17 protein-coding genes are annotated in these 24,429 nt (G+C 68.8%); 10 read left to right on the top strand and 7 right to left on the bottom strand.

The features are described 5' to 3' along the window. Positions 1–429: 429 nt before the first annotated feature. Entirely contained in the window at positions 430–1,275 is an 846-nt protein-coding gene (locus KSED_RS02590; RefSeq protein WP_237699554.1) for an RCC1 domain-containing protein, read from the top strand. 148 nt (positions 1,276–1,423) lie between these two features. On the opposite strand, the gene KSED_RS02595 is transcribed toward KSED_RS02590, so the two are convergent. The 5 genes from KSED_RS02595 to KSED_RS02610 all read right to left on the bottom strand — a co-directional run bounded on the left by KSED_RS02595 (position 1,424) and on the right by KSED_RS02610 (position 5,710). Next, complete coding sequence (locus KSED_RS02595) at positions 1,424–2,248, bottom strand: SDR family NAD(P)-dependent oxidoreductase (protein WP_012802025.1); 825 nt, start codon at positions 2,246–2,248, stop codon at positions 1,424–1,426. Then, positions 2,245–3,201, bottom strand: coding sequence for an SDR family NAD(P)-dependent oxidoreductase (locus KSED_RS02600; RefSeq protein WP_049758298.1), 957 nt, complete (start codon positions 3,199–3,201; stop codon positions 2,245–2,247). The genes KSED_RS02595 and KSED_RS02600 overlap by 4 nt, the downstream gene beginning before the upstream one ends. Before the next feature lie 2 nt (positions 3,202–3,203). After that, positions 3,204–3,770, bottom strand: a complete 567-nt coding sequence (locus tag KSED_RS02605) for a TetR/AcrR family transcriptional regulator (RefSeq protein WP_012802027.1) — start codon at positions 3,768–3,770, stop codon at positions 3,204–3,206. 110 nt (positions 3,771–3,880) lie between these two features. Continuing rightward, on the bottom strand, positions 3,881–4,342 hold the full coding sequence (locus KSED_RS15735; RefSeq protein ID WP_081439745.1) for a helix-turn-helix domain-containing protein: 462 nt from the start codon (positions 4,340–4,342) through the stop codon (positions 3,881–3,883). Between the two features lie 117 nt (positions 4,343–4,459). Then, complete coding sequence (locus KSED_RS02610) at positions 4,460–5,710, bottom strand: IS256 family transposase (protein ID WP_012802028.1); 1,251 nt, start codon at positions 5,708–5,710, stop codon at positions 4,460–4,462. A gap of 823 nt (positions 5,711–6,533) precedes the next feature. Here KSED_RS02610 and KSED_RS02620 point away from each other — a divergent pair. From KSED_RS02620 to KSED_RS02655, 8 genes are all read left to right on the top strand, one after another. Then, complete coding sequence (locus KSED_RS02620) at positions 6,534–6,974, top strand: YybH family protein (RefSeq protein WP_012802030.1); 441 nt, start codon at positions 6,534–6,536, stop codon at positions 6,972–6,974. Next, on the top strand, positions 6,971–7,360 hold the full coding sequence (locus tag KSED_RS02625) for a YybH family protein (protein ID WP_012802031.1): 390 nt from the start codon (positions 6,971–6,973) through the stop codon (positions 7,358–7,360). The genes KSED_RS02620 and KSED_RS02625 overlap by 4 nt, the downstream gene beginning before the upstream one ends. Beyond that, entirely contained in the window at positions 7,357–8,304 is a 948-nt protein-coding gene (locus tag KSED_RS02630; RefSeq protein WP_012802032.1) for an RNA polymerase subunit sigma-70, read from the top strand. Before KSED_RS02625 ends, KSED_RS02630 begins: the two co-directional genes overlap by 4 nt. Before the next feature lie 126 nt (positions 8,305–8,430). Beyond that, a complete protein-coding gene (locus tag KSED_RS02635) occupies positions 8,431–9,573 on the top strand; it encodes a serine hydrolase domain-containing protein (RefSeq protein WP_012802033.1) in 1,143 nt (380 codons plus the stop codon). 386 nt (positions 9,574–9,959) lie between these two features. Then, on the top strand, positions 9,960–11,855 hold the full coding sequence (gene dnaK / locus KSED_RS02640) for a molecular chaperone DnaK (RefSeq protein WP_012802034.1): 1,896 nt from the start codon (positions 9,960–9,962) through the stop codon (positions 11,853–11,855). Positions 11,856–11,962: 107 nt separating this feature from the next. After that, positions 11,963–12,589, top strand: coding sequence for a nucleotide exchange factor GrpE (locus tag KSED_RS02645; RefSeq protein ID WP_012802035.1), 627 nt, complete (start codon positions 11,963–11,965; stop codon positions 12,587–12,589). A gap of 76 nt (positions 12,590–12,665) precedes the next feature. Further along, positions 12,666–13,751 carry a DnaJ C-terminal domain-containing protein gene (locus KSED_RS02650; RefSeq protein WP_012802036.1) on the top strand — a complete coding sequence of 362 codons (1,086 nt, stop codon included), beginning with the start codon at positions 12,666–12,668 and terminating at the stop codon, positions 13,749–13,751. Beyond that, a complete protein-coding gene (locus KSED_RS02655; RefSeq protein ID WP_012802037.1) occupies positions 13,748–14,182 on the top strand; it encodes a heat shock protein transcriptional repressor HspR in 435 nt (144 codons plus the stop codon). The genes KSED_RS02650 and KSED_RS02655 overlap by 4 nt, the downstream gene beginning before the upstream one ends. Before the next feature lie 174 nt (positions 14,183–14,356). On the opposite strand, the gene KSED_RS02660 is transcribed toward KSED_RS02655, so the two are convergent. After that, positions 14,357–18,295: a cell wall-binding repeat-containing protein gene (locus tag KSED_RS02660; RefSeq protein ID WP_012802038.1), complete on the bottom strand. Its 3,939-nt coding sequence runs from the start codon at positions 18,293–18,295 to the stop codon at positions 14,357–14,359. A gap of 223 nt (positions 18,296–18,518) precedes the next feature. Continuing rightward, complete coding sequence (locus tag KSED_RS02665) at positions 18,519–21,404, bottom strand: cell wall-binding repeat-containing protein (RefSeq protein WP_169307768.1); 2,886 nt, start codon at positions 21,402–21,404, stop codon at positions 18,519–18,521. Positions 21,405–21,809: 405 nt separating this feature from the next. Here KSED_RS02665 and KSED_RS02670 point away from each other — a divergent pair, with 405 nt between their 5' ends. After that, positions 21,810–24,407 (top strand): ATP-dependent Clp protease ATP-binding subunit, encoded by a 2,598-nt coding sequence (locus KSED_RS02670; protein WP_012802040.1) that lies wholly within the window; start codon positions 21,810–21,812, stop codon positions 24,405–24,407. Positions 24,408–24,429: the final 22 nt, after the last annotated feature.

The following is a 24,429-nucleotide window of genomic DNA, read 5'->3' on the forward strand; positions in this document are numbered from 1 at the left end:
AGGAACCCAATCCTACCTTAGGCGTGTCCTACAGAATTTCCCCATCGTGCGGTCGCACTAGTGCGCACTGAAGAACTAGCGAAGGCCACCGCTAGCAGAAGTTAGAGCGCAAACGCGCCGAATCAAACGTTGAACCGGATCTCCACCGCATTCCGTAGCCGAATCACCTTTGGAGAGCTATGTCCATAGGTCGGTGCTCGCTCACCGTCCCTCCGGCGCTCCCATGTGGGAGATCGGGACGATCACAAGCTCTCGAACGACTGCGAGCACCAGAGCTGTCACTACGGTCGCGGGAGTGCTGGAGCTCGTCCGAGTTCCGAGGTCGGTAACGTTGCCACGTCGCGCTGGGGCCACGAGACGGGCGTTGCCGCAACGACTGGTATGACGGCCTACGATCAGGTGGCGACGAGAACCGCGGAGGAGGTCCACGTGCGCACCGTACTCGCGGTCGGGAACCGGCACTCAGTGCTGCGACGCGAGGACGGGACCGTGATTGCCACTGGCAACAATCAAGCCGGCGAGTGTGACGTCCTACCCTGGTCCGACGTCATCGCCGTAGCCGCTGGCAGCGTCCACACGGCCCGCAATACCGGCAAGTCTCACACAATGGGGCTCCGAGCCGATGGGACTGCACTTGCTACCGGCTGGAGCGACGCCGGGCAGACCGCCGTCACGCAGTGGCGCGAGATCACGGCAATAGCCGCCGGCTGGAGGACCACCGTGGGGCTACGTGCCGACGGATCGGTCGTCGCCACCGGTCGCACCGCGGAAGGACAGTGTGACGTGCAGTTGTGGAGCGGGATCGTCGCGATCGCGTGCGGCGACTGGCACACAGTCGCAGTTCGACGCGACGGCACAGCCCTCGCAACTGGCAACAATCAGCGAGGGCAGACCGACGTCGCCCGGTGGACACACGTGTCCGGGGTCTCTGCCGGCTACCTGCACACCGTCGGCTTACACGAAGACGGCACCGTCGTCGCCGTCGGCGACGACAGCAGAGGCCAGTGCGAGGTGTCATCGTGGAGAAGCATCACCTCAGTGGCGGCCGGCTCCGTCCATACGCTCGCGCTGAGCCAGACCGGAAGGGTCTTCGGAACGGGCGACAACCAGTTCGGCCAGTGCGATGTCCAGTCATGGACCGGCATCACAGCGATCGCAGCCGGAGCGAGACACTCGCTTGGGCTGCGCGCCGACGGAACAGTCGTGGCTGCGGGCGACCACACCGAGCAGCAATGCAATGTCAACGCCTGGGCCACTCGACCACAGATGAACTGAAGTCCAGCATGCCCGGTAATCGACCGTCGATCACACGTTGAACCTAAACTCCACCGCGTTCCGGTACGTACAGCCATCTGGTTCCGATCAGGGATCAAGGTCACTGAGACCGCTCACTTGCAGCCGAGGGATTGTGGGCGCATGCTCTTCACCAGTCGATGCTGAGCATGGCCGCGCTTCGCCGCCAGTGCTCAACCGCGATACCGGCGTCGTAGGCCTGCCTGTTCGTGCGGCCGATCCGGCCCGGTGCACCGTAGTACTCCCCCGATGTCCACGCCCGGCCCGGTTGACCCTCGATGAAGTGCCGCAGGCGTGCTCCTCCCTGCTCTGGGGAGATCAGGAACGCCCTGAGCGCGCCGTGGTAGACGCGTTGGAAGTAGCTGTCTGTGTCCGAGGCGAAGTTCGTCGCGACATTGCCAGGATGGAATGCGACTGAGGAGAGGCCCCGGCCGTGGAAGCGCTCGTGCAGCTCCTTGGTGAACAGGATGTTGGCGAGCTTGGCGTCGCCATAGGCCTTGTTCGGTGAGAACCCCTCCCAGTTGTTCAGGTCCTCGAGGTCGATGTGGCCGAACAGTCTCGCGCCGATGCTGGAGGTGTTGACAACGGCCGCGCGGCTGTCGAGCAACTTGTCGATCAGCAGGTGCGTGAGCAGATACGGGGCGAGGTGGTTGATCTGGAAGGTCTTCTCGAAGCCGTCCTGGGTGACTGTCGGTCCGGAGAACATGCCGCCCGCGTTGTTCGCCAGCACGTCGATCCGCTCGCAGACCTCGTTCAGCTCGCCGGCGAGGCGGCGTACGTCGTCGAGCCTGGCGAAGTCGGCGACATAGTGCTCGGCACCGGTGGCGGCGGCGACCGCGCTGGTCTTCTCCGGCGAACGCCCTACGAGGATCAGCCGTGCGCCGGTCTCCGCGAGCTGTCGGCTGGCTGCCGCGCCGATGCCGTCACTGGCTCCGGTGATGACGATCGTTCTCATCGGTTCTCCCTTCCTGGGTTCGGGTCAGCATCGGAGGGGAGGAACCGGGCTGTGAGCGCTTCGACCGCCTCCCAGGCTTCACGCTCGCGCTGCCGGTCATAGGACGCCGGCGATGATGCAGCCACTCGGTCACGGTCGATGTACGCGCCGGTCGGGGCCGAGACGGTGCCGAGTACCGCGTCTGCCAGGAACCGCCCTGCCAGGCTGGGGGAGGTCGCCAGCGGAGTGAGCGTCAGCAGGGGCATGACCCGTCGCATGGCGAACCGGGAGATGGCATCGGCATCGCGTGCGAGGTCGGTGCCGGGCACGAAGCCCGGGTTGAACGAGGTGATCGTCAAGCCGGTCGGGAGTCGGCGCGCGTATTCGTGCACGAGGTAGATGGCGGCGAGCTTGCTGGTCGAGTAGGCGGCCCGCCCCGCTGTGCTGCCGCTCGGGTCGGGGAACGCGGCGACCCGAGCCAGCGTCTCGACCGGGTGCCACAGCGGGCCCGGCACCATGCCGAGGTTGTGCCTCAGGTCGCCGAAGTGCGTGTCGCTGACCGTCACGACGACCCGCGCGCTGGGAGGCAGGTGCCCCTGGAGCCTCCGCAGCAGGACGTGGTTGGCCAGGACGTTGACCGCGAAGGTCGCCTCGAAGCCGTCCACGGTCTCGGTCAGTGCGTTCGTCAGCTGCACCCCGGCGTTGCAGACCAGCGCTCCGATCGGTGGCAGGCGGCCGGGATGCACCAGCTCCACCACCTCGTCAGCCGCCTCACTCACGCTGCGCAGAGAGGACAGGTCGGCGCGGATGACAGTCACCGACCCGCCGGCTGCTCGCAACTCGTCGACCAATGCCTGCGGGACGGTACGGCTCAGCAGCACCAGATGCGCCTGCGGGCGACCGGCGAGCAGGCGGCGCGCCGCCGTGCGGCCGATCCCGCGGCTCGCTCCGGTCATCACCACGGTCTGCTCCATCGTCATCGCCTCCGGGCCCTTCCGCCGGGACCCGGTTGGGCGGTGTCACCGGCGATGGCCTGGATCAGGAGTGTCACGTCGCTGCCCGGCAGAAGGTCGTCGTGTCCTGCGCCTTCCGCGAAAGCGACGCGGGCCAAGACCGTCCCCACGACCAGGTGCGCCGCGGATGCGGCATCGGCTCCCACGGCCTCGCCCCGTGCGGCAGCACGGTCGAAGATCGCCTCCAGGTGCTCCCGCGTCGGTTCGAGGATGCTGGTGCGCACGATCGCGGCGAGTTCTCGGTCATGCGCCGACTCGCCGACGAGCGCGACGAGTGTCGCGCCGATCCTGCCGGAGAGCACAGCACGCTTATGGGCCAGCAGCGCGCGCAGGTCTCCCTCCACTGTGCCGGTGTCGACGTCGTCCGCCTCGGCCTCGCCGATCTGACCAGCCGCGGCCAGCAGGAGCTCCCGCTTGGAGGGCCATCGGCGGTACAGCGTCGCTGTGGACACCCCGGCCCGCTTCGCGACCGCAGCGGTGGTCAGCCGGGCGTAGCCCTCGTCCGCGAGCAGAGACAGCACCGCCTCCATGATCGCCGGCGTCAGTTCAGCATTGACAGGGCGACCTGACGATCCTCCGAGTCCACCTGAGCCCTCTGTCATGACGATGCCCCGTCCTTTCGATACGAAATGGTTTCCTTTCATAAGGTACCCGCACTCGCCCGCCAACACAACCGAGCCCCGTGGATATTCGGTCCGCGATCCGCACGAAGGACGACCAGGTCCAGTAGCCCGGGGGCTGCGGCGTCCCGATAAGCGGTGATCCAGCGTTGGATCGTCCGGACGGACACTCCCTCGGCATCTGCAGCAGCAGTCACCGCGGCCCTCGATTCCGAGCGGAGGATCTCCTCCACGACTCGAGCACGGTGGAGAGCCTTGCTCTGATCTGCCTTCCCGGCCGCGCTCCAAGACTCAGTGTCTTCCAGCGGGCGCTCGGTCGCGTCACCCCCCAGCGGTACGGCGGAGCGCAGGCGTTCCAGTGCAACTCGATGAAAGGTCGAGCCATGGCGAATCAGCGCTGACGCCCCACTGAGTTCCTCAACGAGCCATGGTTGGCCGTCCAGCCAGACGCGCTCACCGACGCGGACCTCGAAAAGGCTCATGCGGGCTGATCCCCCTCGAAGTGCTGCCAGTTGAGTGCTACCTCTTCGAAGCTTGCGCCGGTCGGTCAAGTCCCGGGTAGTGGTGTAGCGGTGTCCTTCGGGTCGTGGGGTGGTTTGTCAGGCGGTGAGGGCGGGTAGCTCGGTGGTCGTGGTGGTGTCCTCCTGGGGGGTGGGGATGAGGTGCATGCGGCAGCGGGCCAGGAGGTCCAGGCCCAGGTAGCGGCGGCCTTCGGCCCATTCGTCGGTTTGCTCGGCCAGGACGGCCCCGACGAGACGGACCACGGCCTGGCGGGTGGGGAAGATCCCGACACTGTCGGTGCGGCGGCGGATCTCACGGTTGAGGCGTTCGGCGGGGTTGTTCGACCAGATCTGGGACCACACGTCCTTCGGGAAATTGGTGAACGCGAGGATGTCGGCCTCAGCGGCGTCCAGGTGGGCGTGGACCTCGGGAAGCTTGGTCTGGACGTAGTCCAGGAGCCGGTCGAACTGGGCGTCCACCGCGGGGGCGTCGGGCTGGTCGTACACGCTGTGCAGCATGGCCTTGACTGCTGGCCACATGCTCTTGGGAGTGACCGACATGAGGTTGGCTGCGTAGTGCGTGCGGCAGCGTTGCCAGGTCGCGCCGGGCAGGTTGGCCCGCAGCGCTTCGACCAGACCGGTGTGGGCGTCAGAGGTCACGAGCTGCACACCGGTCAGGCCGCGGGCGACGAGGTCGGCGAAGAACTCGTTCCATGCCGCCCCGGTCTCTCCGGTTGCTACGCGCAGGCCCAGGACTTCGCGGTGGCCATCGTTGTTCACCCCGGTGGCGATCAACGCGACGGTGTTGATGACCCTGCCGCCTTCACGGACCTTCATGGTCAGGGCGTCGGCCGCGATGAAGGTCCACGGCCCGGCGGTGTCCAGGGGCCGGTGCCGGAACTCCTCGACGTGCTCGTCGAGTTCGGCGGCCATCCGCGAGACCTGGGACTTCGACAGGCCGTCGATACCGAGGGTCTTGACCAGCTTGTCCATGCGGCGGGTGGACACCCCGGCCAGATAGCAGTCGGCCACGACGGTGATCAGCGCGGTTTCGGCCCGCTTGCGGCGTTCCAACAGCCACTCGGGGAAGTAGGTCCCGGTGCGGAGCTTGGGAACGGCCACGTCGATCGTGCCCACGCGGGTGTCCAGGTCGCGGTGACGGTACCCGTTGCGCTGGGCGGTACGGGTCGTGCTGGGGCGGCCGTACTCGGCGCCGACCACCGCGTCGGCGTCTGCGGACAGCAGGGCGTTGATGGTCTGCTGCAGCAAGTGGCGCATCAGGTCCGGCGAGGCTTCGGCCAGGGCTTCGCTCAGCAGGCCGGCAGGGTCCACAATGTGAGGTGCGGTCATCGTGATGACTCCGTTCGAGGATTCTGTGGAAGGTTGACTCGAAGGATCACACGGTGACCGCACCCATGTCCGGGCACATCGTGGCCACCGCGCTACACCACTATGCGGGACTCAACTCCGATCGAGCTCCAGCCAGCTCTCGTACGGCACGTGATCCCCGGTCGTCGCGGACCAGAAGAGCCCGGGCCGATGCTTCTGTCCGCGGTGGGACCGGATACGTCGCACGGGCTTCGCTAGTGCCACCACAAGGTCGTCCACCGAGCCCATCTGCTCGGTGACGTGCATGCCGGCCGAGGTCACGTATGAGGCCTCGACGTGGACGCTGGTGTCCTCTGCCTCAGAACCAGCATCCTCGCCGCGACATCTCTAGTGAGACAGCGACACACCTACGACATCCTTAGTGAGACAACGACATCTTTAATGAGAACCGACAACCACGGCGGGCGCGCCGCCCTTACCTCCGCTTGACACGGGGGTGTAGGCTGGCGAGCATCGACGTAGGAGACGCACAGACAGCCTAACTCCCCTTGTCGCTCCGGCCGGGTAAGAGATTCCGTGTAGGTTCCGGCACAAGTTGGCCAGTTCCGGGTTTCTTGGCCAGTGCGTGTCAGATTTCGGGCGCATCTGTCAGACGGGCACGATGGACCTGTGGGCGGACGCGACGTGTTCCTCCGGTACTGCACCGTCGCCGGCGACAAGGTCGCGACGACGTGGGAGCAGTCACGTGCCCATCTGATCATCGACGGGGAGGCCGATGAATCCAGCGCCGCCGATCGTCTGTACCTGCGACCCGGAACTTCCGAAACGAGAGACGAGGACCGCCATGAACACCCGAGACTCCCAGGCTGAACGCGAGATACGCGAGCTCCATGAGGAGTGGTTCGCGGCGAGCGCCCGAAAGGACCTCGACGCGACGATGACCCCGATCGCCCCCAGCATCATCTCCTACGAGCATTCGCCCCCGCTTCAGCACACCGACGTCACCGAGATCCGCGAGGAGTGCCGCCAGGGGTTCGACTACCAGGGTGATGATTTTTCATGGACGGTGCCCGACCTCCAGGTCATGGTTCGCGAGGATCTGGCCGTCGCCTGGGGCTTGAACCGCATGGCATCGACGAACGCCGACGGGACCATAATGGTTTCCTGGTCACGCGGCACTCGGGTCTTCCGCCGCACGGAGAACGGATGGAGAATGGTGCACCAACACGTCTCGTTCCCCGTAGACCCGGAGACCGGGATTGCCGCGATGGAGCTGACGCCATGAACGAGCCAGATATCCGCACTCTCATCACCGAGTGGGCCCGCGCCGTCCAGGAAGAAGACCTCGACGGTACCCTCGCGCACCACAGTGACGACATCGTCATGTTCGACGTCCCCGGACCCGAACAAGGTCGCCGGGGACTGGACGACTACACCGCGAGCTGGTACCCCTTCTTCGAGTGGGTCCGTACCGGTGCTCGCTTCGAGATCACCGAGCTCCACGTCGAACACGGCGACGATCACGGTTTCGCCTGGGCACTGCTACGGTGCGGCACCCCCGACGATCTCGCGCAGAACCCCAGTCGCCGACTGCGACTCTCATTCGGGTTGCGACGACGCGAGGGGACTTGGCAGATCAGTCACGAGCACCACTCATTTACGCACCCATGAGCGCGGGGCAGAGCGAGAAGGCGTCGGTCGAGGCGGAGTATGGCGCTCTGTTCGACGCGCATCGGCGCGAGATCGTCGCTCACTGCTACCGGATGACCGGGTCCTTCACCGACGCGGAGGAGCTCGCGCAGGAAACCTACCTGCGCGCGTGGCGCTCCCGAGCACAGTTCGACGGACGTGCCAGCGGACGCACCTGGCTCTACCGCATCGCGACCAACGCCTGCCTGGACTTCCTGAAGAGTCACGAGCGACGCACCGGCCCCCACGCCTCGGTCGCCGAGATCCTCGAGACCGAAGGAGGTATCTCTCCGCATCCGGACCATGTCGATCCCGCAGAACTCGTTGCACGGAAGGAGTCGACCTCACTCGAGGTGATGGCCGCTCTGCTCGATCTTCCCGTCCGTCAGCGCGCCGTGCTCATCGCGAGGGACCTCCTCGAGTTCGACACGGCTGAGACCGCGAAACTGCTGGACTGCCCGCCCACCGCCGTGAACAGCCTGCTCCAACGTGCACGCGCCAGGACCCGCCGCCTCGGAGCGGACTTCGCGCCACACCTCGAAGCGGATGACGCTCCAGCGGTCGCGCAGCTCGTCCGCGCCTACCTCGAGGCCCACGGGAGGGGTGACATCACCGCGGTTGTCGAGCTCTTCACGGCCGACGCCCGCCTCAGCATGCCACCCGAGGATCCCTGCGTGGGACGCCCCGAGATTCACGAGTTCTACGCCTACCTGCTCGATCCGGCAAATATCGGATACTGGCACCTCATGGAGACCCGCGCCAACGGAGCACCCGCCATAGCCAACTACATCGCACCGTCCCCGGCCGGACCGTTCACCGCACTCTCGATCGACGTGCTCCGGGTGGACAACAGGAAGATTTCCGCGATGCACAGCTTCCTCGACGCATCGCACTTCCCAACGTTCGGACTACCCCTGACCGCATAGCCACGAGCAGGGCGCAGGATCTACGGACCCCGGACAGCGGGAACCCGGCGGTCGGCCTGGCTCGCTCCCGGTGAAAAGTCCTGACAGGCCCGTGAAGCCCTCCACCCATCATGGGACACTGCACGGATGGAACAGATCCGCAGAATGCTCCAAGAACAGGTCGATGCGGGAATCCTTCCCGGGGCCGTGGCACTGCGCTCCCGGCACGGGCACACCGACATTGCTGCCGTCGGGGTGCAGGACCTCGAGTTCCGCATCCCGATGTCTTCTCAGACGCTGTTCCACTGGGACTCCCTCGGCAAGCCGTTCACCGCGGCCCTCACACTCTCCTTCGTGGCAGACGGCAGCCTCGATCTTGACTCGCCCATCGAAAGCTGGCTCCCGGAGCTGTCCGGTCAGCGCGTCCTCATCAACCCGGGCGGGCCCCTATCGGAGACGGAGCCGGCGCACCGACCGGTGAACGTGCAGGACCTGCTCACCATGCGCGGAGGGCTCGGGTTCACCACCGATTTCGAGTCGCCGTTCACCGAGGCGCTCATGACCGAACTCCAGGAGGGCCCGGAACCACGGTCTCTGGACAGGGAATCCTTCCTGAAGGCTGCGGGACGACTGCCACTTGCGCACCAGCCCGGAGTCGGCTGGACGTACAACACGGGTAGCACCCTGCTGGGACTCCTGCTGGAGCGGGTCGGCGACCAGTCACTGGACGTACTGATGGCCGAACGCCTCCTCGAGCCGTTGGAAATGCAGGATGCGCGCTGGTGGGTCCCGCCAGCAGAACTCCCCAGGTTCGCAAGCCGCTATGGACGTACTGACGATGCCCGTTTACCGCTTCAACTCATCGATCCGCCCGAGGGGCTGTACTCACGACCGCCGTCGTTCCCCGACGGGGCGGGAGGCCTGATCGGAACCGCCGACGACTGGCGCGCCTTCGGACAGATGCTGCTCGACGGCGGTCAGCGGCGCGGTCACCAGGTGCTCCCCGAACACCTGGTGACCCTTCTCCTGACCGACCATCTCACCGCGTCGCAGCGGCGTTGGGCCGGCTTCTTCCTTGACGGCGGCGAAGGGTGGGGGTTCGGAGGAAGCGTGCGCTCCGACGGCAGCTACGGGTGGTCGGGAGGGGCCGGCACCTTTGGGCGTGTGAACCCTGATCGCGGCGAGGTGAGCATCCTGCTGACGCAGGTGGCCCTCGAGGGGCCTCAGGGATCCCTCGTCATCTCCGAGTTCGAAGAACTTCTCAATCGCGAGCAAGGCGATCGTCAATAGTTTCGAGGGCGGCAAGAGAACCTTCGATCGACCGAGGAGCAGCGTTCGTTGCACATTGTCGATCCAGAGCTTCGCTAGGAGCTGATGTGCCAATAGGTGTCACAACAGCTCCGTCGCTGAGGAACCGGACAACCTAGTGAGAATCCGGGCCCGCGTCTTAGTCGTCGCGCCGCAGGCCACAGCACTGCACCGCTGACAGATCGCGCGAGAACCTACAGGCACGCCGTGACGCAGGTCACACCACGGTGCGGGGAATGAACCCGTGGCGTCGTGGGTTGAGTCCATCAGACGCAACTTTGGTGAGCCCCGTCTTGACCACCCGGCCAGGCGAACCCCAGAGTTGCTCCGCATCAACTCAACCGCGACTACTCGCAGGAGGTTCCCGCATGGGACGCGCAATCGGTATCGACCTGGGTACCACCAACTCCGCCATGGCCATCCTCGATGGTGGGGAGCCGGAGATCATCGCCAACGCCGAGGGCGGCCGCACCACGCCGTCCGTCGTCTCGTTCTCCAAGAACGGGGAGGTCCTCGTCGGCGAGGTGGCCAAGCGCCAGGCCGTCACCAACGTCGACCGCACCATCCGCTCCGTCAAGCGCCACATGGGCACGGACTGGACCACCGAGATCGACGGCAAGAAGTACACCGCGCAGGAGATCAGCGCCCGCACCCTGCAGAAGCTGAAGCGCGATGCGGAGGCCTACCTGGGTGAGGACGTCACCGACGCGGTCATCACCGTGCCGGCCTACTTCGACGACGCCGAGCGCCAGGCCACCAAGGAGGCCGGCGAGATCGCGGGCCTCAACGTGCTCCGCATCATCAACGAGCCCACTGCCGCCGCCCTGGCCTACGGCCTGGACAAGGGCAAGGAGGACGAGCTCATCCTCGTCTTCGACCTCGGTGGCGGAACCTTCGACGTCTCGCTGCTCGAGGTGGGCAAGGACCCCGAGGACGGCTTCTCCACCATCCAGGTGCGCGCGACCTCCGGTGACAACAAGCTCGGTGGCGACGACTGGGACGACGCGGTGGTGCAGCACCTGCTCACCAGCGTGAAGAACACCACCGGCGTGGACCTGTCGAACGACAAGATCGCCATGCAGCGTCTGCGCGATGCCGCCGAGCAGGCCAAGAAGGAGCTCTCGAGCTCCACCTCCACGTCGATCAACCTGCAGTACCTGTCGATGGGGGAGAACGGCCCGATCCACCTGGACGAGTCGCTGTCCCGCACCCAGTTCGAGCAGATGACCGAGAAGCTGCTGGACCGCACGAAGCAGCCCTTCGAGGCCGTCATGAAGGACGCCGGCGTCACCATCGACGAGATCTCGCACGTCGTGCTGGTCGGTGGTTCCACCCGCATGCCGGCCGTCACCGAGCTGGTCAAGAAGCTCACCGGCAAGGAGCCCAACAAGGGCGTCAACCCCGATGAGGTCGTGGCCGCCGGTGCCGCCATCCAGGCCGGTGTGCTGAAGGGCGACCGCAAGGACGTCCTGCTCATCGACGTCACGCCGCTGTCCCTCGGCATCGAGACCAAGGGCGGCCTGATGACCAAGCTCATCGAGCGCAACACGGCCATCCCGACCAAGCGCTCGGAGGTGTTCACCACCGCCGAGGACAACCAGCCGGCCGTCGGGATCCAGGTGTTCCAGGGCGAGCGCGAGCTGGCCCGGGACAACAAGCCGCTGGGCAACTTCGAGCTCACCGGCATCGCCCCGGCGCCCCGTGGCGTGCCGCAGATCGAGGTCACCTTCGACATCGACGCCAACGGCATCGTGCACGTGTCCGCCAAGGACCGTGGCACCGGCCAGGAGCAGTCGATGACGATCTCCGGCGGTTCGGCCCTCGACAAGGACGAAATCGACCGCATGGTGAAGGACGCCGAGGCCCACGCGGCCGAGGACGCCAAGCGCCGTGAGGCCGCCGAGGCCCGCAACCAGGCTGAGCAGGTCGTTTACTCCACCGAGAAGTTCATTGCCGACAACGGCGACAAGCTTCCCGAGGCGGAGAAGTCCGAGGTGGACACCGCACTGTCCGACCTCAAGGCCGTCGTGGCCCAGGAGGACGCCGACCCGGAGGACCTGAAGGCCAAGACCACCGCGGTCTCCGAGGCCAGCCAGAAGATGGGTGCCGCGATGTATGCGGCCCAGTCCGAGGCCGGTGACGCGGGCGCCCAGGGCGCCCCCGGCGCCGAGGGCGCTGGCGACGAGCAGGCCGCCGACGAGGATGTGGTGGACGCCGAGGTCGTCGAGGACGACGACCAGGGCACGACCGACCAGTCCAAGTGATGCCGTCCGGGCGCAGCTGAGCGCTGCGCCCGGCGCGGTGGACGTTGATGCACGATCGGGGGCGGGGCCGACCGCCCCGCCCCCGACGCCCAGACCCGGAGGTGCCCATGACTGACCAGACCGACCGCCCCGAGGAGCCGCAGGACGACCTCGACGCCGAGGCCCAGCGCCTGGTGGAGGAGTCCCGCCCCGAGCAGGTGGGCGACCAGGCCGAGATGCCCGAAGTGACCGCCGAGGGTGCGCCTGCCTTCGTCGACGAGGCCGAGCCCGCCTCGGGCGGCGAGGCCGCGCCCGAGCCCCACCCCGACACGCTGCTGGCCGCCGAGCGCCTGGAGGACCTGCGCCGCGCGCAGGCCGACCACGTGAACTACCGCAACCGCATGGAGCGGGAGCGCGCCAAGGACAAGGATGCCACCATCGGCACCGTCGTGGAGGCGCTCCTCCCGGTGCTGGACGACGTGCACATGGCCCGCGAGCACGGTGAGCTGACCGACGGCCCGTTTGCCGCCATCGCCACCAAGCTCGAGACCACCCTGGAGCGCTTCGGAGTGCGCCGGGTCGGCGCGGTGGGCGAGGTCTTCGACCCGACCCTCCACGAGGCCCTGATGCACACCCAGGCCGAGCTGCCCGAGGGCACCACCGAGACCACCATCGTCCAGGTGCTCCAGCCCGGTTTTGTGGTGGGCGAACGCGTGGTCCGCGCCGCCCGCGTGGCCGTGGCCGACCCGGCCTGAGCCCCGCCGCCCACCCCGTGATGGGGACCGGGCGGCGGGTCAGGCACCCACTTCATCGATCTCGCGAGGAGGCGTGATGGCGAGCCAGGACTGGTTCGAGAAGGATTTCTACAAGACCCTGGGCGTCTCGCCCGATGCCGACGACGCCGAGATCAAGAAGGCCTACCGCAAGCTGGCACGGAAGAACCACCCCGACCAGCACCCCGGTGATGAGGCCGCCGAGCAGCGCTTCAAGGAGATCGGCGAGGCCTACCAGGTGCTCTCCGATGCGGAGGACCGCGAGCAGTACGACGCCATTCGCCAGATGGCCGCCGGCGGGGCGCGCTTCAGCGCCGGCGGCGGCCCAGGCGGCGGTGGGGCAGACGGCTTCGAGGACGTGTTCTCCTCGATGTTCGGCGGCGGTGGCGGCGGTGGACAGCGCGTGCGCTTCACCACCGGTGGCCCGGGTGGCGCCGGGATGGGCGGCATGGGTGGCCGTGGTGGCCAGTCGGTCGACCCCGAGGACCTCGAGGACATCCTGCGGATGTTCGGCGGGGGCGGTGGCGCCGGCTTCGGCGCCCCCGGCGGCGGCGCAGGCTTCGGTCCCGGCGGGGCAGGCCCCCGCAGCGCCCCGACCAAGGGCCAGGACGTCGAGAGCTCGGTGACCGTGGACCTGCGGCAGGCGATGACCGGCGACAAGGCCACCGTCCGCCAGCCCGACGGCAGCTCGACCACCATCCGCATCCCGGCCGGGGTCAAGGACGGCCAGAAGATCCGTCTCAAGGGCAAGGGGCACCCCAGCCGGACCGGCGGCCCGCCCGGTGACCTGATGATCACCGTGCACGTCCGCCCCCACCCGGTGTTCCGGCGCGAGGGCGACAACCTGGTGCTTGACCTGCCGGTCACCTTCGCCGAGGCCGCCCTGGGCGCCACGGTGGCGGTACCGACCCTGGACGGCCAGAGCGTCAAGGTGAAGCTCGCCCCCGGCACCCCGTCTGGGCGACGCCTGCGCATCCGCGGCCGGGGCATGCCCACCAAGAACGGCAACGGTGACCTCATCGCCGTGGTGCAGGTGGAGGTGCCCGCCGAGCTCTCCGACGCCCAGCGCGAGGCCATCGAGGCCCTGCGCGCGGCCGACGACTCCGACCCGCGGGCAGGTCTCGCCACCCGCGCTGCGTCGTGAGCCGCTCGCCGGACACCCGCCCGGTCTACGTCATCTCGGTGGCGGCCGAGCTGACCGGCATGCACGCCCAGACGCTGCGGCAGTACGACCGCATGGGACTTGTCTCCCCCTCGCGCGCCCGGGGCGGGGGGCGGCGCTACTCGGAGGCCGACGTCGAGCGCCTGCGCGAGGTGCAGCGGCTCTCCAGCTCCGAGGGGGTTTCGCTGGAGGGCATCCGCCGCATCCTGGAGCTCACCCGGGCCAACGAGAACTTGGAGGCCCGCCTGGCGGAGCTTGATGCGGAGGTCCAGCGCCTCCGCACGGTGCTCGAGGCCGGGCAGCGCGTCTTCGCCGCCAGTCGCCGGGGTGGCGTCGAGGCGGTGCGCCAGGGGCAGCGGCCCACGCGCCCCGCATCGGCGGGCGAGTTGGTGCTCTGGAGTCCGCTGCGGTAGTCGGACACTCCCGCTGTGGCCGCGGCGCCGCCGGAGGTGCGCCGCCACCCGGCCGTCCGCGGCACGAGGGAGGTCCCCCACCTGAACAGGTGGGGGACCTCCCTCGTGTGCCTCCCCGGACGACCCGGGCGCGATGGGGTGAGCCGACCGCCAGGGCGGCTCACCCCATCGGGATCACAGGCCCAGCAGGCCGCGCAGCGCGTCCTCCACGTTCTGCGAGACGGCCGCCTCGCTGCCGTAGATGACGTTCTGCGTGGTCGGGTTCGCCGTCACGTAGTCCGACACCACCGGGGGCAGGCGGTCCGGGCGGGTGAGCAGCAGCGGGCCGCCCTCCTTGGCCGCGTACGCGCCACCGGTGAGGCTGTCCGGCCAGTTCATACCGGTCGCGTAGCCCGTGAAGTCGCTCTTGGCGGGGAACTCCTTGGCGATCTCCACGGCCGTCCCGTAGCGGTCCGAGCCGGCCAGGCGCTCGGTGGCGCCCAGGGTCTCGTACACCTCCGGCGAGACGGCGGTCTCGCCGCCGAGCACCACGATGTTCTTCGGCTTGAGCGTGCTCACCGCGTGCATGGTGGTGGGCAGCACCCGGTCCGGGCGGGTCAGCAGGACGGGGACGTCCTGCGAACCGGCCAGGGCGCTGCCGGCCAGCGCGTCGGCGTAGTTCTTCTCGTCACCGGAGGCGATGTAGAGGGTCTCCACGTCACCGCGGAACGACTTGGCCACGTTGGCGCTGGTCTCGTACCGGTTCGCACCGGAGATGCGCTCGACGCTCAGGCCGGAGGCGGCCAGCTCGTCGGCGACCTTCTCGGAGATGGCGGTCTCGCCACCCACCAGCACCACGCGCTTCGCGCCGAGGGACTGCAGGGCCTCGGTGGTCTGCGGCGGGATGCGGTCCGGACGGGTCAGCAGGACGGGGATCTCCTTGTCCGCGTCGTCCGGCAGGGACTGCAGGCCCTCGATGCCGGCGCCCGCAGCCGCGGTGCCGGACATCGCGTCGGCGAAGTTCATGCCCGAGGCGATGTACACCGTGTCGGACGAGCCGAACTTCTTGGAGATCTCCGCAGCGGTGGCGTAGCGGTCCCGGCCCTCGATGCGCTCCAGACCCGGCTCGCCCTTCTCACCCGGCTCCAGCAGCACGTAGGTCTCGGCCAGCGTGCGGAAGGAGTTGTTCGGGGGAGTGGTGGTGGCCTTGCCGAACCACGGGGCGGAGGTGTCGTCCACGGAGATGGTGCCCGGGACGTTGGTCTCCACGCCCTGCTCCAGCGAGAAGGGGTTGGCGAAGGTCAGGTTGCCCGCGTCGCCCTTCTCCGGCAGCACGAAGGTGCGCAGCGTGAACCCGGTGGAGTCCGCGCCGCCCAGGTCGTAGGCCTGCACGTGGACGGTGTAGTCGTCCTGCAGGTACAGGGTCGGGATGAGGATCCGCTCGGCGGCGCCGGCCGTGGCGGCCTGCCCGACCTTGAGGCTCATGCCCTTGTACGTGACGTACAGGTCCAGGTCGACCGACGGGTCGTCCGGGATGATCTCGGTCCACACGGTCGAGTAGCGCGAGCCCTCGAAGTCGTAGCGGAAGTTGTTCGGGTCGTCGATCACCAGGTCGTCGCGGCTCGACGGCAGTCGCACCTCGCCGCGGACGTCGTCGCCCTTGACCAGGCCGCGGGTCGCGATGCTCACGTCGCGGTCCTCGCCGGAGATCATCGGGATGTCGATGGTGGCGTCGGTCGCCTTGCCCTCGACGAGCTGCGGCGCCTTCAGGTCACCGGCGCGCACCGCGATGGGGGAGCGCACGTCGTTCTGGCCCGCGGCGGTCCAGGTGAGCGTGCCCTTGGTCCACGCGTCCTTCGCCAGGGTCTCGTCGACGAACGTGATCTCCACGTCCGCGGACTCGCCCGGGTCCAGGGTGACGGTGGACTGGCTCAGCGTCGCCTTCACGCCCTCCAGGCCTGCGATGGTGCCGGTCCAGGTGGCCGTGGCGTCCGTGGTGTTGGTGATCGTGCGGGTGATGGTCTGCTGACCCAGCAGCTGGCCGAGCGCGATCGAGGCCTGGTTGAGGTCCGAGGCGTCGATCGGGTTCTCGGAGACGGGCTTGCCGCCACGGGTCACACCCTGACCGGCGAGGAAGTCCCACCAGTCCTGCTCACCGGCGTCGTAGACCAGACCCGGGGAGAGCATGCGGCGCGGCTCGACGAACCCGGCGCCGGTGGCGAAGGGGTCGTTGCTGGCGGCGCTCATGTGGTCACGCGTGGTGGTCATGAGGGCGGACTTGACCGCCATCGGGGACCACTCGGGGTTGGCCTGCTTGACCAGGGCGGCCAGGCCGGCGATGTGCGGGGAGCTCATCGAGGTACCGGAGCTGTAACCGAACGCGTCGGCACCGCGCTCGGGCGTGGCGTAGGCCGCGAGCACACCGACACCCGGGGCCGAGACGTCCGGCTTGAGGATGTCGCCCTCGCCACCCAGCGACGGGCCGCGCGAGGAGAAGCCGGCGATCTCGGGGACCTCGGTGGTGGAGCCCTCGTTGGTCTCCAGGATGGAGGCGGTGGCGCCCTCGCCGGAGGCGTAGGCGCGCACGACGTCCCGGTGGGTGTGCGACAGGTGCACGGTCGGGACCACGTGGGCATCGGTGTCCAGCGAGCTCTCGGTGGGGTTGATGAGCACCATGCCCACGCCGCCGGCCTCGGCCACGACGTCGGACTTCTCGGTACGAGCGGTGACGCCGCGGTCGCAGACCACGATCTTGCCGGCCACCAGGGCCGGGTCCAGGGAACCGATCTTGCAGAGGTTCGCGTCCTCGGCCGTGGCGGATGCCGCCTTGGCGTCCTGGGCCAGGATCATCGGGGCCTCGGGGAGGCCACCGGTCACCGAGGAGCCGATGTAGCGCTCGCCGTCACCGGTCACCAGGGTGTTCTCGGCGATGCGGTGGGTGGAGGCGGCCACGGTGGTCAGCCACGGGGAGGGGTGGTTCGTCGTGGAGGCCTTGGGACCGGAGTTACCGGAGGAGGCAGCCACGAAGATGCCGTTGGCGGCCGCGTTCATGAAGGCGATCTCGACCGGGTCGATGTAGTTGCTCGAGGTGCCGGAGATCGAGTAGTTCAGGACGTCCACGCCGTCGGCGACCGCGTCGTCGATGGCCTTGACGGAGTCGAGGCTGCTGCAGCCGCCGTCGCCGCCCTTCTCGTCCCAGCAGACCTTGTAGGCCGCGACGTGGGCCATCGGGGCCATGCCCGAGATGACACCGTGCTCCTCGCCGTTCACGGTGGCGGTGACGCCCTCGTTGCCGGCGGCGGTGCTGGCGGTGTGGGAGCCGTGGCCACCCACGTCCAGCGGGGACAGGGACTCGTGGTCGGCGATGCGGCTCTTGCCGAAGCCCTCCACGTAGAAGCGGGCGCCGATCAGCTTGTTGTTGCACGCGTCGGAGGGGAAGTCCTGCGGCGCCTCGGTGGCGCACACGCCCTTCCAGTCGGCCGGCGCGGGAGCCATGTCGCCCTCGGCGAAGCTCGGGTTGTGGTGCGAGATGCCGGAGTCGATGACGCCGACGACCATGCCCTCGCCCTTGAGGCCGTTGCCGGTATTCCAGACACCGTTCTCACCGGTCAGGCCGAGGAACTCCGGCGAGGTGTCGGTGTGGAGCTCGAGCATCTCCTCCGGGGCCACGCTGATGACCTCGCTGCTGCGGGCAAGCTCCGCGGCCTGCTCGGCGGTCAGGGTCACGCCGACGCCGGACAGGGCCGTGGTGTAGCGGACGACGGGGTTCTTCGCCCCGACGGTCGCCAGCACGGCGTCCTGACGCTGGACCAGGTGGCTCTCGTACTTCTGCACCGCGGCGCTCTGCACGTCGAACTTCTCGCCCTTGGCCGGGCTGGTGGCCGCGAGCCCCTTCAGGTGGCCGTCGTAGGCGACGGTGGGCTGGTCACGGAAGGTGACGATGTACTGACCGTCCGTGAACTCCTGCTTGGCGGCGGCGTCGCGGGCCTCGCCGTGGGCGACGGCGAAGGTGCCGGCCGACGACGCGTCCTGGGTGGCCGGTGCTGCCGTGGTGGCGGGGGCGATGACGCCGGCCATGGCGATGGCGATCGCCGATGCGGTGGCATGGCGCGGCAGAGAGCGGTGTGTGACCACTGATACTCCTCATGGGGGGGATGGTGCTGCCAACCTCTCAGACCCGCCCGCGCTACGTCGCGCAAATCAGCGAAATGTCGCCAAAGGTTACCCAAACGTGACCTGAGTCACCACATCGGGGCCGGGTGCGCGAGAGGGGCCCCGTCCACGGGTGTGGACGGGGCCCCTCGGGCGATCAGGTGGCGGGGAGGGCGGGCGCGGTGGCCCGCTCACCCCATCGGCCTCAGTTGATGCCCAGGATGGCCTTCAGCTCGGCCTCGACGCCCTGGGACACCGCGGCGGTGCCACCGAAGATCACGGTCTTCTCGGTGGTGTTCGCCGTGATGTACGCGGAGGTCGCGGTGGGCAGCTTGGCCGTGCGGGTCAGCAGCACGGGGCTGTCCACGCTGGCGGCGTAGGCGCCACCGGTCAGCGCGTCCGGGAAGTCCATGCCGTCGGCCACGAAGGTCCAGTCGGTGTCACCGAACTGCTCGGCGATCTCGGCGGCGGTCTCGTAGCGGTTGGCACCGGCCAGGCGCTCGGAGGCACCCAGCTGCTGGGCCACGGCGTCGGACACGGCGGCGGGGCCACCCAGGACGACGACCTTCTTGGGCTTCAGCTCGTTGATGGCGTCCTGCGTGGACTTCGCCACCTCGGTCGGGTGCGTCAGCAGCACCGGCACGTTCTGCATGCCGGCCAGCGCGCTGCCGGCCAGGGCGTCGGCGTAGGCCGCGTCCTCGCCGGAGGCCACGTACAGGGTGTCCAGGCCGGCGCCGAACTTCTCGGCGACGTTGGCGCTGGTCTCGTAGCGGTCCTCGCCACCGATGCGCTCGACGGTCAGGCCAGCAGCCGCGAACTGGTCGGCGACCTCACCGGAGATAGCGGTCTCGCCACCGATGAGGACGACCTTCTTGGCACCCAGAGTCTGCAGCGCCTCGGTCGTCTGCGCCGGGATGCGGTCGTTGCGGGTCAGCAGCACCGGGACGTCCTCGCCGCCGTCGGGCATGGAGAGGGTCTCGCCGCGGGCGGCAGCGGTGCTACCGGTCATCGCGTCGGAGAAGCCCTCGCCGGAGGCGATGTAGACGGTGTCGGCCTTGCCGTACTTGGTGGCGATGTCCGCGGCGGTGCCGTAGCGGTCAGCACCCCACCAGCGCATGAGCTCGTTGTCGGGCTCCGGCTCCGGGTCGGTGCCGCTATCGGTCACCGGGCCACGGGCGACAACCGGGACGCGGATGTCGTTCTGGCCGTCGGCCGAGTAGGTGATCCAACCCTTCTGCCACTCGTCGGCAGCCGCACCGGTGTTGGCCACGGAGATCTCGGTCTCCACGGTCTCGCCGGCGGCGACGGTCACGTCGGGGGCGGTGACCTCGAGGGTCTCGGGGCCCTCGTAGGTGGCGGTCCAGGTGACCGAGCCCTCGGCCACACCGGTCAGCGAGCGGGTGACGGCGGTGGCGCCGTCGGACTTCAGCTGGCCGATCTGGATCGAGGCGATGTTCATCTGGTAGCCGTTGGCGCGGTCGCCGTCGAACGCGTTCCAGTCGGCCAGGCCGGAGTCGAACACCGCACCCGGGTTCAGCACCTTGGAGCCGTCGATGAAGCCGCTACCACCCACGAACGGGTCGTTGCTGATGTCGTTGGCGTAGGACGTGGAGGTGGTCTGCAGGGCCGACTTGATGGCCATGGGCGACCAGTCCGAACGCGCACCGGCGACGACGGTCGCCATGCCGGCCACGTGCGGGCTCGCCATGGAGGTGCCGTCCATCCAACCCCAGTTGTCGTTGTTGATGGCGGAGAGCACCTGGACGCCGGGGGCACCCAGCGAGGGGGCCAGCAGGTTCTGGTTGGCCGGGCTGTCGGTGACCGGGCCGATCGAGGACCAGTCCGGCACGCTCGGCACCGGGCCGTTCTCCTCGCGGTGGTTCGCCGCGGCGACCGTGGTCACCCAGGGCAGACCGTTGTTGACGTTGACCGGGTTGGAGGTGCCCGGGCCGTAGTTGCCCCCGGCCGCGGCGACGAAGACGCCGGCGTCGGCCGCGCCCTTCATGGCCTCGTCCACGGGGTCGTTGGCGTACTGGTCGTCGTTGGAGATCGAGAAGTTGATGACGTCGGCACCGTCCTGGACGGCGTCCTCGTAGGCCATCACCGAGGCGTCGCCGAGGCAGCCCTGGAAGACCTGGCCGTCCTGGACGATGTCCATGCAGACCTTGTAGGCCGCGATGTGGGCGGCCGGGGCCACGCCGACCATGTCGTAGCCCTGCACGCTGACGGGAGCGCCAGCGGCAATGGCGGCCACGTGGCTACCGTGCGACTGCTCGTTCTTGTCGTAGGGGCTGTTGCTCTCGTCCGGGCCGAACTCCTGGCCGGGGTAGGCGGCCATCATCTCGTCGACGTAGGAGCGCGCACCGACCAACTTGTTGTTGCACTTGTCGGCCGACCAGTTGGCGGGGTCGTTGCCGGCCTCGCACTCGCCGTTCCAGGTGGAGGGGGCCTGCGGCATGCCCTCGTCGGAGAAGGAGGGGTTGTCCGGGGTGATACCCGAGTCGATGACGGCAACGACCTGGCCCTTGCCGGCCTCGGTGGGGCCGCCGACCTGGTTCCACAGACCGTTCTCGCCGGTCAGGCCGATCACGTCCCGGGAGACGTCGGTCTGCGGCTTGTTGGCGGAGAAGGCGCTCGGGGCAGCCGGGCCGTCGAGCAGGCGCTCGATGCGCACGGGGGTGACGGAGACGACGTCACCGCGGGCCGTGAGGGCAGCGACCTGCGTCTCGGTGAGGTCGGCGGAGAAGCCGTTGATCACGGTCGAGTACTCGAACACCATGTCGGCGCCCACGGCCTTGGCGGCGGTGGCGTGCTGGGCCTCGAGCTTCTGCGTGTAGCTCTGGGCGGCAGCGGTCTGGGTGTTCAGGCGGCCCGTGGCGCCGCTGTTCTTGAAGGTAGCGCTCAGCGAGGGCTTGGCCATCGTCACGATGTAGCGCTTGGTGTCGGCCTTCGCGGTGCTGGCCTCGGAGGAGGCGTCCTTGGCGGCCGGCTGTGCGGAGTCACCGGTGGCGACGGCGGCGACCGGGACCATGCCCAGCGTGAGCCCGAAGACGCCGACGGCGCTCAGCGCGCGACGAGATGTGGAGTTCAACACAACATTCCCCATTCATGTGTGGTGGCACGGGCACCCGTCCTGCCGGCGGGAGTCCGTCGGCCCGGTCGGCAGAGGGCCTTCCCCTGACGTCCCGTCCTTGCAAGGTATCGGGGCGCCCCCGGGGGTGCAAATGCCTCCGGTGAACACTCGGTGAACGCAGTCTCGTCAGGTGACGAAAAATGATGGAGCCGAAGGACTATGGTGTTGTGTGGATCACGCAGGGTGGGAAATCCCACATCGGCCGGGTCGGGTGCCGGTTGACCGCCGGGGGTGCCCGACCCGAGTCCCAGGGTTGAGCGGAATGGACTCAACTCTGGGGGTGTTGACACCAGCACACGACAGGCGCCCGGGCGCGAACCCACGGCGCACCCCGCGGCACCGCCGCCGACCCCGAGGAGTTCCATGGACCTTCAACCGACCACCCTCGTGTCCGAGGTCCTGGCCATCGCCCAGCGAGAGGCCCAGGCCGCCGGCCACGCCGAGATCACCCCTGCCCACGTCGCCGCGGCCACGGTCGCCTTGGGCGACGCCACCGTGAGCTCCCTCCTGGCCGCCGGAGGGACCTCGCCGGAGGCGGTTGCCGCGGCCACCCGCTCGACGCTGTCCAGCCTGCCGACGGCAACCGGCCAGACCCCCCAACTGGGCCAGCAGGCGCTGCGACTGCTGCAGCAGGCGCACACCATCATGACCGCGCGGGGCGACACCCACCTGGCCGTCGACGTCCTGACCCTGGCGCTGGTGGAGACCGGCGCGATCACCGCCGACGCGGCGGCCGTGTCCGCCGAGCTCGATGCCCTCCGCGGCGGCACGAAGGTGACCAGCGAGAACCCGCAGAACGGCTCGGAAGCACTGGAGCAGTACGGCACCGACCTCACGGCGCTGGCCCGGGAGGGAGCGCTGGACCCCGTCATCGGGCGGGACTCCGAGATCCGGCGCGTGGTGCAGGTGCTCTCACGTCGCACGAAGAACAACCCGGTGCTCATCGGCGAGCCGGGCGTGGGCAAGACCGCCGTGGTGGAGGGGCTCGCGCAGCGCATCGTGGACGCCGACGTGCCCGAGTCGCTCCGGGGCAAGCGCCTCATCAGCCTCGACCTGGGGGCGATGGTGGCCGGGGCCAAGTACCGCGGCGAGTTCGAGGAGCGCCTCAAGTCCGTGCTCGAGGAGATCAAGGCCTCTGACGGCCAGATCGTCACCTTCATCGACGAGCTCCACACCGTGGTGGGCGCCGGCGGCACCGGGGACGGCTCCATGGACGCCGGAAACATGCTCAAGCCCATGCTGGCGCGCGGCGAGCTGCGCCTCGTGGGGGCCACCACCTTGGACGAGTTCCGCGAGAACATCGAGAAGGACGCCGCCCTGGAGCGCCGCTTCCAGCAGGTGTTCGTGGGCGAGCCCTCGGTGGTCGACACCATCGCCATCCTGCGTGGTCTGAAGGAGCGCTACGAGGCGCACCACAAGGTCACGATCGAGGACTCGGCCCTGGTGGCCGCCGCCACCCTGTCCGACAGGTACATCACCCACCGCCAGCTGCCCGACAAGGCGATCGACCTCATCGACGAGGCGGCCAGCCGGTTGCGCATGGAGATCGATTCCTCGCCGATGGAGATCGACACCCTGCGCCGCGCCGTGGACCGTTTGGCGATGGAGGAGATGCACCTGGCCGCCGAGACCGACGAGGCCTCTCGTGAGCGGCTCGCCGCCCTGCGTGAGGACCTCGCGGCCAAGCGCGAGGAGCTCTCGAACCTGAACGCGCGGTGGCAGGCCGAGAAGACCGGCCTGAACCGGGTGGGCGAGCTCAAGGCCCAGCTGGACGAGGCCCGCACCCAGGCCGAGCGGCTGCAGCGCGAGGGCGACTACGCCGGCGCGTCCAAGTTGCTCTACGGGGACGTCCCCGCGCTGGAGGCACAGCTGGCCGAGGCCGAGGGGCGCGATGCGGGGCGCGGCCCCGACGCGGAGGGCGACGCCCCCGCATCGGGGCAGGTCGGTGACGCGACGGCGCCGATGGTGTCCGATGCTGTGACGGCCGACGACATCGCCGAGGTGATCGCCGCCTGGACCGGCATCTCCGCCGGACGCCTGCTCGAGGGCGAGACCGAGAAACTGCTGCGCATGGAGGAGTTCCTGGGCGAGCGCCTGATCGGGCAGACCGCGGCAGTGCGGGCCGTGTCCGATGCGGTGCGCCGCTCCCGCGCGGGGCTGGCGGACCCGGACCGGCCCACCGGCTCGTTCCTGTTCCTGGGCCCCACGGGCGTCGGTAAGACCGAGCTGGCCAAGGCGCTGGCGGACTTCCTGTTCGACGACGAGCGGGCGATGGTGCGCATCGACATGTCCGAGTACAGCGAGCGGCACGCCGTCGCGCGTCTGGTGGGTGCGCCCCCCGGGTACGTCGGCCACGACGAGGGCGGGCAGCTGACCGAGGCGGTGCGGCGCCGGCCGTACTCGGTGGTGCTGCTGGACGAGGTGGAGAAGGCCCACCCCGAGACCTTCGACATCTTGTTGCAGGTGCTCGACGACGGGCGGCTGACCGATGGCCAGGGGCGGACGGTGGACTTCCGCAACACCATCCTCATCATGACCTCGAACCTGGGTTCCCAGTACCTGGTGGACCCGTCGCTGGACCCGGCCGTGCGGACGGAGTCGGTGATGGCCGCGGTGCGGGCCCACTTCAAGCCGGAGTTCCTCAACCGGCTGGACGACACGGTGGTGTTCGAGCCGCTGTCGCGCGAGGAGCTGGCCCGCATCGTGGACCTGCAGGTGGACGCGCTGGCCAGCCGGCTGGCGGCGCGCCGCATCACGCTGCAGGTCACGGACGCGGCCCGCGCCTGGCTGGCGGACCAGGGATACGACCCGGCCTTCGGGGCCCGGCCGCTGCGCCGCCTGGTGCAGACCGAGGTGGGCGACACCTTGGCCCGGGCGCTGCTCGCCGGGGAGGTCCGTGACGGCCAGGAGGTCACCGTGGACGTAGCCGACGATGCCGAGGGTGGCCTGCGCCTGGTCTGACGGGCCATCGGTGACCAACTCC

Source organism: Kytococcus sedentarius DSM 20547 (assembly GCF_000023925.1).
GTDB lineage: Bacteria > Actinomycetota > Actinomycetes > Actinomycetales > Dermatophilaceae > Kytococcus > Kytococcus sedentarius.